Source organism: Microcystis aeruginosa LEGE 91341 (assembly GCF_015206885.1).
Taxonomy (GTDB): domain Bacteria; phylum Cyanobacteriota; class Cyanobacteriia; order Cyanobacteriales; family Microcystaceae; genus Microcystis; species Microcystis aeruginosa_H.
Map to the genome: position 1 here is coordinate 1 of NZ_JADEXY010000154.1, position 9,490 is coordinate 9,490.

General features: G+C 42.1%; 9 protein-coding genes and 3 pseudogenes. 10 read left to right on the plus strand and 2 right to left on the minus strand.

Annotated elements, in window-relative coordinates; genetic code table 11:
• Positions 1 to 129: 129 nt before the first annotated feature.
• Positions 130 to 615: pseudogene (locus IQ234_RS18040) on the plus strand (hypothetical protein); the annotation flags it as partial.
• Positions 616 to 1,022: 407 nt separating this feature from the next.
• Entirely contained in the window at positions 1,023 to 1,553 is a 531-nt protein-coding gene (infC, locus tag IQ234_RS18045) for a translation initiation factor IF-3 (RefSeq protein WP_002736104.1), read from the plus strand.
• Positions 1,554 to 2,012: 459 nt separating this feature from the next.
• Here the strand turns inward: infC and IQ234_RS18050 are convergent, their stop codons facing one another.
• Positions 2,013 to 2,312, minus strand: a complete 300-nt coding sequence (locus tag IQ234_RS18050) for a (2Fe-2S) ferredoxin domain-containing protein (RefSeq protein ID WP_002772023.1) — start codon at positions 2,310 to 2,312, stop codon at positions 2,013 to 2,015.
• Between the two features lie 186 nt (positions 2,313 to 2,498).
• Here IQ234_RS18050 and IQ234_RS18055 point away from each other — a divergent pair, with 186 nt between their 5' ends.
• The 4 genes and pseudogenes from IQ234_RS18055 to IQ234_RS18070 form a co-directional block, all read left to right on the plus strand.
• Positions 2,499 to 3,200: an NnrU family protein gene (locus IQ234_RS18055; RefSeq protein WP_193958088.1), complete on the plus strand. Its 702-nt coding sequence runs from the start codon at positions 2,499 to 2,501 to the stop codon at positions 3,198 to 3,200.
• Between the two features lie 88 nt (positions 3,201 to 3,288).
• On the plus strand, positions 3,289 to 3,630 hold the full coding sequence (locus IQ234_RS18060; protein WP_193958091.1) for a thioredoxin family protein: 342 nt from the start codon (positions 3,289 to 3,291) through the stop codon (positions 3,628 to 3,630).
• Between the two features lie 203 nt (positions 3,631 to 3,833).
• Positions 3,834 to 4,490: a vWA domain-containing protein gene (locus IQ234_RS18065; RefSeq protein ID WP_193958089.1), complete on the plus strand. Its 657-nt coding sequence runs from the start codon at positions 3,834 to 3,836 to the stop codon at positions 4,488 to 4,490.
• 13 nt (positions 4,491 to 4,503) lie between these two features.
• Positions 4,504 to 4,749, plus strand: a pseudogene (locus tag IQ234_RS18070) (protein phosphatase 2C domain-containing protein); the annotation flags it as partial.
• A 34-nt stretch (positions 4,750 to 4,783) separates the two neighbouring features.
• Here IQ234_RS18070 and tnpA read toward each other — a convergent pair.
• Positions 4,784 to 5,227, minus strand: coding sequence for an IS200/IS605 family transposase (tnpA, locus tag IQ234_RS18075; RefSeq protein ID WP_002740761.1), 444 nt, complete (start codon positions 5,225 to 5,227; stop codon positions 4,784 to 4,786).
• A 46-nt stretch (positions 5,228 to 5,273) separates the two neighbouring features.
• On the opposite strand from tnpA, the pseudogene IQ234_RS18080 reads away from it, so the two are divergent.
• From IQ234_RS18080 to IQ234_RS18095, 4 genes and pseudogenes are all read left to right on the plus strand, one after another.
• Positions 5,274 to 5,798 (plus strand): annotated as a pseudogene (locus tag IQ234_RS18080) (PP2C family serine/threonine-protein phosphatase); the annotation flags it as partial.
• A gap of 92 nt (positions 5,799 to 5,890) precedes the next feature.
• Complete coding sequence (locus IQ234_RS18085; protein ID WP_002737618.1) at positions 5,891 to 6,202, plus strand: nucleotidyltransferase family protein; 312 nt, start codon at positions 5,891 to 5,893, stop codon at positions 6,200 to 6,202.
• Between the two features lie 69 nt (positions 6,203 to 6,271).
• Entirely contained in the window at positions 6,272 to 6,481 is a 210-nt protein-coding gene (locus tag IQ234_RS18090) for a BrnA antitoxin family protein (RefSeq protein WP_004162821.1), read from the plus strand.
• 170 nt (positions 6,482 to 6,651) lie between these two features.
• Complete coding sequence (locus IQ234_RS18095) at positions 6,652 to 9,273, plus strand: SUMF1/EgtB/PvdO family nonheme iron enzyme (RefSeq protein WP_193958090.1); 2,622 nt, start codon at positions 6,652 to 6,654, stop codon at positions 9,271 to 9,273.
• The last annotated feature ends 217 nt before the right edge of the window (positions 9,274 to 9,490 follow it).

The window sequence follows — 9,490 nt, forward strand, 5'->3', positions numbered from 1 at the left end:
TCGAGATATATTCTGAATTGTAAGTTATAACTATAATAATCTCATTTCTCTTTGTGATCAAGTTGAAGATTTTCTAGTTTTTGATTGCTATAAGTATTAATACTCATTGCATAAGTGAGATGCTCCCGTATCCTATTAACTCCCTATAATGCCGATATTCCTCGAAAGGCGATCAACGAGGAAGCGGAGAAAGGATTTATTATTTTACCTATCCAGTATAATTTTAAAGCGGAGCTTTATCCTTATGTTTCCAAGACTTACAGTCAAGAGGATTTAAGCAAAATAAAGCATAGTCACGACGAGCAACATAAAGAATCCGATTGTTTGTTAATCGAAAACTTGTTGGCTAGACAAGCATCGGACGAACGTGAACAGGATAACTATTATTTATGTAAATTCACTCCCGCCAAAGATAGACAAGGCATCTATATAGATTATCAGGTGTCGAGCGATCGAGACTTGATCACCCTATTAACCGATCCGCAGGGAAAGAAAGTTCAATTGGCTTACTGTAGTGATGATTCTCAAAGTTCAATCGATCAAATTCAGGAAGAGATTAAAAATTTAAACCTATGTCGAATGGTAGAGATGGTAAGTCGCCTAATCAATAGTTAGTATAAAAAATAGGTGTAGAGAAATCTATATATAAATGGCTCCGCAATAAACTTGACAAACTTGAGGTTTTGGTGCGGTTGACTAAGGAACCGAAGCGACTACTACTTTTGCCGAATCCGAGCGTCCCGATGCCGCCGATTTTGTCGGGTGCGTTCCCTGCTGCAACGAGGGGGAACGCACCTTACCGATCGATTCCTGAGAGTATAGGGTCTTAGTCTGACAAGGCCCATAGACAACAGCTTATCTGGCTGACGGCCGGGGGCCGACGACCGGCGGCTAAAAATTAACATTGCAAGAAAACTTAACAATTGGCCAAGAAACTCGATCGAGTAGGTAGAATAACAAGTAAATCATTTTGTAAACTCCACCCGATTAACTAACTAGAATAGAGATAACCCAGAACGCCTGTGATAGATAAAAGACGCACTACTCGCGATCTCCCCCAAATTAACGAAAGAATCCGCTTTCCTGAAATCCGCGTTATCGATAGCGACGGCTCTCAGCTAGGCATTATTACTCCTGCCGAAGCTTTGCGCGTGGCCGAAGAAAAGGAACTTGATCTCGTCCTCGTCAGTGAAACGGCAAGTCCTCCCGTTTGCCGGATTATGGACTATGGTAAGTACAAGTTTGAACAGGAGAAGAAGGCCCGCGAAGCCAAGAAAAAACAGCATACAGCCGATATAAAAGAAGTCAAAATGCGCTATAAAATCGATGAGCATGACTACAACGTGCGAGTCAACCAAGCGCAACGTTTTTTAAAAGCGGGAGATAAGGTAAAAGCGACGATTACCTTCCGAGGTCGGGAAATTCAACACTCTAACCTAGCGGAAGAATTACTGGCACGCATGGCCAAGGATTTAGAGGATGTAGCTGAGGTACAGCAAGCACCAAAAAAAGAAGGTCGTAACATGATGATGATGTTATCGCCGAAAAAATAACTAAATAATCCAGAAAAAGGGGCTAAGACCCCTTTTTTGTTTTTCAGAAATCCCGAAAGGAACCCGATCATTTAAGACAAATGTATTATCCGAGAATTAAGTCTCTGGATTGCAATCAGATGCACTTAAAAGGGTTAACCTAGGAGCAAAAGACTATAGCGTTTTTCAGTCGGCTGAGGTACAAAAGTTATGGGTTTTAGGCAAAAGGCAAGAGGCAAAAGGCAAAAGGGAAGAAAAATAGGTGTACCTCACTAGCTTAGGAAACGCTATATTGCGAAGCATCACTTAAAAATTGACGATCGAGTTTTACTGGCTCTTCTAGGTTCTGTGTGATAAGTTTAACTCACAATATGATCGATCAATCTTTGTGTCCTTTGTGTCTTTGTGGTTCGTTCCACCCCCTCGCTAGGAGGAATGTATCTTAGAATACATTTTACCCACCAAACCTGGGAGACCCGTTTACTGCCATTGAGCGTGAATGCGTGGATGGAGTAAACGCTCAACTGGTTGTCCGTTTTTTAAATGTTCCTCGACAATCTGATTGACATCCTCTGGTTTAACACGACAGTACCAAGTTTCTTCGGGAATAATCCTCACCGTCGGGCTAGTGCTACACTGTCCTTGACAACCACTGGTCATAACGATGACATCTTCTGGGAGAGTTGCCGTTTGCCAAGCTAAAAGAAGCTCGGACGCACCCTGCACCAAACAGGAAGAATGCTGACAGACCATCACAAATCGCTTTTGGGGATAAGACATATTACCTAAAAAGTTGCAAAATTAGATAGTTCCCCAGTTATATTCTTGGGAGTCGCTTTGGGGAAGCATAGTTTTATTTTGCCCCGAATCCCCAATACTGGCAACACAAAAAAGGAGGCTGAAAAATTAACCATCAATCTTTAAAATAGAATTGGGAGAAAAATTTAGTCAATCAAGAGGGTAAAAGTGGCATTCGCTAGTCATTGGGTCATGTTAGGTTTATTATTGGGTTTTGCTGTTGCCCATAGCGGATTAGCCAGTTTACGAATGCGGGGAGAAGCCATCATCGGTGCGCGACTGTATCGGGTATTATTTGCCCTTGTGAGTATCCCTCTAGCCGTGATTTTAGTAGTTTATTTCTTCAATCATCGTTACGATGGTTTGCTTCTCTGGCAAGTACAGGGAGTAACCGGAGTAAAAACCCTAGTTTGGATACTTTCGGCCATTTCTTTTTTCTTTCTCTATCCTGCCACCTTTAACCTGCTGGAGATCGCCGCTATCCAAAAACCCCAGGTTCATCTCTACGAAACTGGCATTCTGCGCGTTACCCGTCATCCCCAGATGGTAGGACAGGTGATCTGGTGTATTGCTCACACCCTCTGGTTAGGGACAAGTTTTACCCTACTAACTTCCCTAGGTTTAATTGCTCATCATCTTTTTGCCGTCTGGCATGGCGATCGCCGGTTAGAGAACCGTTATGGAGAGGCATTTTTAAAGATCAAAGAACGCACCTCGGTGGTCCCCTTTTTAGCAATTATCGATGGTCGGCAAAGCCTAAACTGGCAAGAATTCCTTCGTCCTGCCTATCTAGGAGTAACAGGGTTTATTCTACTCCTCTGGTGGGGCCACCCTTGGCTAATGCAAGCAACAAGTAAAATTTATTGGTGATTTTGCTCCCAACCCCTTTCTTATTGATCCCGATTGGTGTAAGATGGTTTCTATATCAAAATTAAGTTTTCATAAAATCCGTTTAGACATGATGCTATCTGTCAACGAAAAGAGCTTCCCTAAGCTAGTTTTAGAGTCTTCTCGTCCGGTCCTCGTGTATTTTTGGGCACCTTGGTGTGGTTTATGTCGTTTAATCCAACCCACCCTCTTTTCTTGGCAAAATGACTGTCAAGATGCGATTCAATTAGTCGGTGTCAATGCCGATAATAATTTAAAATTAGCTAATAGTTTTCGTCTGCGTAGTTTGCCTACTTTAATTCTCTTCGATCGAGGTGTTCCCGTTCACCGTCTGGAGGAAATTCACAGTCGCGAGGAATTGCAACAAACCCTACGACTAATAGTCAAAAATCAAATCCCGCGTTCAGCTTAAGTAGCTGGTTATAATTAAATTGAAGATATATTTTGGGTTCGATCCCCCCTGCCCCCCTTGATAAGGGGGGTGCCGATAGGCGGGGGGATCCCCCTTAATAAGGGGGGCATCTGATAATTTTTAACGCCTACCTACTTAGATAATCCCAATTGCTAAAACTCCCATAGTTCCCCCAGTTCAAAAATTTAGGAGGCTTGAAAAAAATGCCGATTGGTGTGGCTGAATTTGTCGAAAATCAGGAAAATCGCTGTCCTGTGGTACTACTACTAGATACCTCCGGTTCAATGCAAGGAGAACCGATTAAGGCTCTCAATGATGGTATCAAAACCTTTCAGGAGGATGTGATGCGGGATATGCAAGCGACGTTGAGCGTAGAAACCGCCATTGTTACCTTCGGTAATGGAGGGGTTAAAACCGTGCAAGATTTTGTCGGAATTGACCAATTTACGCCACCGACTTTAACCGCAGGAGACTTAACCCCCATGGGAAAAGCGATTGAATTGGCCTTAGATTTAATCGAAGATCGTAAAGCGATTTATAGAAATAATGGTATCCAATATTATCGCCCCTGGATATTTTTAATTACTGATGGTGCGCCTACGGATCAATGGAATCTGGCAGCGCAACGGGTAAAACAAGCCGAAGCAGAAAATCGGGTTTTATTTTTTTCTGTAGGTGTTCAGGGTGCTGATATGGAGAAGCTCAAACAGATTTCTAATAATCCCCCTGTGTTACTCAATGGTTTAGATTTTCGGGATTTATTTCAGTGGTTAAGTAACTCAATGAAACGAGTTTCTGGTGGTAAAATTGGAGAAGCGATCGATTTACCACCAATGAATTGGGGACAAATTACCACCTAGAGGACAGTTAATTATGTGGAGAACATTATGTCAGTCAGTGGTCGGTAGTTTTCACATCCAAATGGGATTGCCCTGTCAAGATTACGGTGATTATAAATTATTGGGTCAGGATGTTTTGATTGGAGCCGTGGCTGATGGGGCCGGTAGTGCCAAACATTCGGATTTCGGTGCGAAAATAACAGTTAAAGCAGCGCTGCAATTTTTAGAGGAAAATCTCAAAAAAACAGCATTAGCTGCCACTGGAACTGAAGCCGAAATGAACTACCCCGCCGCAAGCGGACGGGGTATCAGAATCAAAATAGACTCAATTGTAGATTTTGGTGTAGCTGCAGGTATTCTTTATCTTGTTCTTTTACATATCTCGCTATCATACCTTCATCCCCATGCTTTCCTACCGTACTTGCGTAATATCCATCACTCCAAAACTCTCCTCCCCACAACTGCTTTTTCACTTGAGGACACTTTTTGAAAATTTCTCTCGCCGTTATACTTTTAATCATTGTCACTATCCTTGTCACACTATAGGTCGGTACTGATTGCACCAGAAAATGCACATGATCTTTATCCACTCCAATTTCTACAAACTTGATCTCATATCGTTTTTCCATCTCTAGACAGACTTCTTTTAACAAGCTATCTACCTGTTCGTCGAAAACGGCTTTACGATATTTGGCTGGGAACACTAAATGATATAGCAAAACACTTACATTATGGCTCTTATGGATGTATTCACTCATTTTTCTATTATACGCCGCGAGCGGCGGGGAATTAGACCCGAAGAGATTAAAGGAAATATTCCAGCGACTGTTGGCTTATGTTCAGCAAATTCTCCAAAAAGAAGCCGAAAAAGAACGGTTAGACATTAACGATCTAGCGACAACTTTACTGGTTGTTTTGGTTACTTCAAAACGGTTAGCGGCGATGCAGATAGGAGACGGTTTTATTGTGTTCAAACCTCTGGGGGGAAATTATCAATTACTGTTGCAGCCTGACAAGGGAGAATATATCAATGAAACCACTTTTGTTACTTCTAGTAATGCTGTGGAGGATATGCAAATAAAAGTTTTAACTGAGCCAGTTGCGTTTATTTGTGTGGCGACGGATGGAGTGGAAAAGGTATCAATCGATTATAAAAATTGGCAGCCTTTTCCGCCTTTTTTTCAGCCATTAGAGGAATATTTGCAACAGACAGAAACGCCATTGCAGGAAGACCTCAAAGAATTTTTAGAGCGGGAGGATTTAAATAAGTTAACAACCGATGATAAAACCTTACTTCTAGCTTTTTGTTTAGAAACCGGGTTTGTTTAGGAAAGGGTTTAAGAAACCGGATTTGTTTGATAAACCCGGTTTCTGGATCTGGTTCAACCCAACCTAAGATAAGACTATGGACTAAGTAAATCATGAAAATTGACGAATTACTCAAAAACAAACGAGAAAAAATTATTGCTATTGCGGCTAAACACGGCGCAAATAACGTGCGAATTTTTGGTTCTGTTGCACGGGGAGAAGCTGACGAAAAAAGCGATATTGATTTATTAATTGATTATTGTAGCGAACGTCGGAGTCCCTGGTTTCCCTTGCCGTTAATCCGAGAACTTGAAGCCTTGTTAGGCTGTAAAGTTGATATTGTTACCGAACAGGGACTTAAAGATAGAATCAGAGAGCGGGTACTTAAAGAAGCAATACCCCTCGCTCTAATAAAACTCGTATAATCTCAATGAGAAAGGCAAACAATCGTGAGTAAAAAATCTATCAAAAGCGACTTGAAGAGAATTGATGCGATGACGGATGAGAATATCGATTATTCTGATATTCCGCCGTTAGGTGATGAATTCCTTACCCAAGAAACAGTATCTTTTTCGCCATCAAAGCAGCAATTAACCATCCAACTAGATCAAGATATCTTAGAATGGTTAAAAGCTCAAGGGAAAGGATATGAGACACAAATTAACTACATCTTGCGGGAAGTGATGGAACAGCAGCGGCAGTAAAAAACAACGAACCTGATTTGATTACAAGGTTTGTTGCTGCGCTTCATTTTTAAACATCTGATCTATTATTATAGTAAGTGAGCAAGATGCTCACACTTATAATGTATCTAACTTATTAGAAACGACTAGATAAAATTTTCTGAACAGCACAAATACTCGGAGATTTTTTGATGTCTTTAACTTATCGCTGTCAACTACAAAATCGTCTGATTACCCTGACGCAAGAATTGGCCAACAGTGGCGAAGCGAAAGTATGGCACACTAACTTTAATGGGTACTTAGCGAAAATCTACCACAATCCCCATAATGAAAGGGTTGATAAATTACAGTTAATGGTGAGAAATCGGCCCAGTGATCCTAATGCTCATCTTAACCATATTTCCTTCGCTTGGCCCTATTCTATCTTGGAAGATAACCGGGGAGAAATCGTTGGTTTTTTAATGCCAGAGGTGGTGGGTTCAGAAACATTATTAAAGCTTTGTACGCCCATAATGAGAAGAAAATACAAGTTAGAAACTAATTGGTATTTTCTTCATGTAGTAGCGCGGAATATAGCCGCTATTATCCAAGCAATTCACGCTAAAGGTTATGTTTTGGGAGACATCAAGCTAGAAAATATCTTGGTGAATAATCGGGCGTTGCCTACAATTATTGACACAGATTCATTTCAAGTATCAGATCCCTATAGCGGTAAAATATATCGGTGTTTAGTTGGCTCAGAAGGATTTACACCAGCGGAATTAATTGGAGTGAATATAGCAGATGTAGATCAAACAGAAGTGCATGATCGCTTTCGATTAGGAGTTGTTATTTATTATCTATTATTTAGCGGGCCGCCGTTTCGGGGATTGTGGCAAGGAGCAGGGGATTCCCTGGAACAGTCGGAACTAATTCGACGGGGACTCTGGCCTTTTTCTGGTGATAAATTGCTTGTACCTAGTAATACGACAATCCCATTAAATATTTTACATCGCGACTTACACGCCTTATTTTTGCGCTGTTTCAATGAGGGACATAAATTCCCCCACAGACGACCGACGGCTGAGGAATGGCGTGGTACTTTGGAGGTTGCCTTAAATGAGGTTGTACGCTGTGGCAAAGTTGATAATCATTACTACAACCGCAGTTACGGAAAGTGTTATTGGTGTGAGCGATCTAGTGATTTAAATCTTGATATTTTTTCAGGGAAAAGTATCGCTAATGTGACATCTACACCGTCACCTAAAGTAGCGCCAACTCCACTGACAAACTTTACCGAAAAAATATCCAAGGGAATAACACTGGAGATGGTAGGCTTACCAGCAGGTCAATTTCTCATGGGATCTCCTGACAATGATTCTTCTGTTTACAATAATCAAAAGCCTCAACACCTAGTTAAAGTAAACAGTTTTGCGATTGGAAAATATCCAATTACTCAGGCGCAATATGAAGCAGTAATGGGAACAAATCCCTCTCGGTTTAAAAATAATCCGCAAAATCCGGTAGAAAGTGTTAGTTGGAATGACGCTCAAGCTTTTTGTCAAAAATTGAGTCAAATAACAGGGAAAACCTATCGCCTACCGACAGAAGCGGAATGGGAATATGCTTGCCGTGCGGGGACAACTACTCGCTATTATTTTGGTGATTATGCTAATCAGTTAGGAGATTATGCTTGGGATGAAGGAAATTCTCAGGCTAAAACTCATCCTGTGGGCCAGAAAAAGCCCAATGCTTGGGGACTCTATGACATGAGTGGCAATGTTTGGGAGTGGTGCGAAGACGATTGGCACAATAACTATATCGGAGCGCCAAAGGATGGCAGTGCTTGGCTGACAAATGATAATGATTATCAAATATTGCGGGGCGGTTCTTGGTGCAACCTTCCTTATCTCTGCCGTTCCGCTTACCGCTACAACTTCTACCGCCGCGTCTTCGACTACTACTACTTCACCGGTTTTCGGGTGGTGTGCGTCCCCACTGTGACATCTACACAGTTACCTATCGCTACTGTAACACCTACACCGTCACCTAAAGTATCGCCATCACCGCCCTCTTCGCCACCACCTCCCCCGGCAAAGCTAACTCTATTTACCGAAAACCTACCCAAGGGAATAACACTGGAGATGGTGAGCTTACCAGCAGGTCAATTTCTCATGGGCTCTCCTGACAGCGATCCCGATGCTTACCAGAACGAAAAGCCTCCACACCAAGTTCAAGTAAACAGTTTTGCGATTGGGAAATATCCAGTGACTCAGGCACAATATCAAGCGGTAATGGGAAAAAATCCCTCTCGGTTTAAAAATTGGTTTAAAAATAATCCCCAAAATCCAGTAGAAAATGTTAACTGGAACGATGCTCAAGCCTTTTGTCAGAAATTGAGTCAAATAACAGGGAAAACCTATCGCCTACCGACAGAAGCGGAATGGGAATATGCCTGTCGTGCGGGGACTACTACTCGCTTTTATTTCGGTGATGATGCTAATCAGTTAGGAGATTACGCTTGGTATAAAGGAAATTCTCAGGATAAAACTCATCCTGTGGGCCAGAAAAAGCCCAATGCTTGGGGACTCTATGACATGAGTGGCAATGTTTGGGAGTGGTGCGAAGACGATTGGCACGATAACTATATCGGAGCGCCAAAGGATGGCAGTGCTTGGCTAACAAATGATAATGATTATCAAATAGTGCGGGGCGGTTCTTGGTACCTCAATCCTCTTAACTGCCGTTCCGCTTACCGCTACTTCGGCGACCGCCGCGACCACGTCAACTACTTCGGTTTTCGGGTGGTGTGCGGTGCTGGGAGGACTCTGTAACCGTTATTTTCTTTTTACCCTTTTTACCCTTTTTTACTTTTTTCAATTTTTCTCTTTTTCCTGCCCTTAGGCGGGTCGATTTTTTTGAGCCGTAGCGACTGTCTTGATTGTCAAGGGGTAACTCAAAAAACAATCAAGGAGTTGCTGTCGAACCTAAAATCTCAAGCCAGAAAAAAGCGCAGCAAAAACTAAGTCGCTCAGGTTAAACCAAAGCAAG

Coding starts and splice junctions, on each gene's coding strand:
- IQ234_RS18050 (WP_002772023.1), bottom strand. CDS start 2,312: ATGTCTTATCCCCAAAAGCGATTTGTGATGGTCTGTCAGCATTCTTCC.
- IQ234_RS18090 (WP_004162821.1), top strand. CDS start 6,272: ATGACGGATGAGAATATCGATTATTCTGATATTCCGCCGTTAGGTGAT.
- IQ234_RS18085 (WP_002737618.1), top strand. CDS start 5,891: ATGAAAATTGACGAATTACTCAAAAACAAACGAGAAAAAATTATTGCT.
- tnpA (WP_002740761.1), bottom strand. CDS start 5,227: ATGAGTGAATACATCCATAAGAGCCATAATGTAAGTGTTTTGCTATAT.
- IQ234_RS18065 (WP_193958089.1), top strand. CDS start 3,834: ATGCCGATTGGTGTGGCTGAATTTGTCGAAAATCAGGAAAATCGCTGT.
- IQ234_RS18095 (WP_193958090.1), top strand. CDS start 6,652: ATGTCTTTAACTTATCGCTGTCAACTACAAAATCGTCTGATTACCCTG.
- IQ234_RS18060 (WP_193958091.1), top strand. CDS start 3,289: ATGATGCTATCTGTCAACGAAAAGAGCTTCCCTAAGCTAGTTTTAGAG.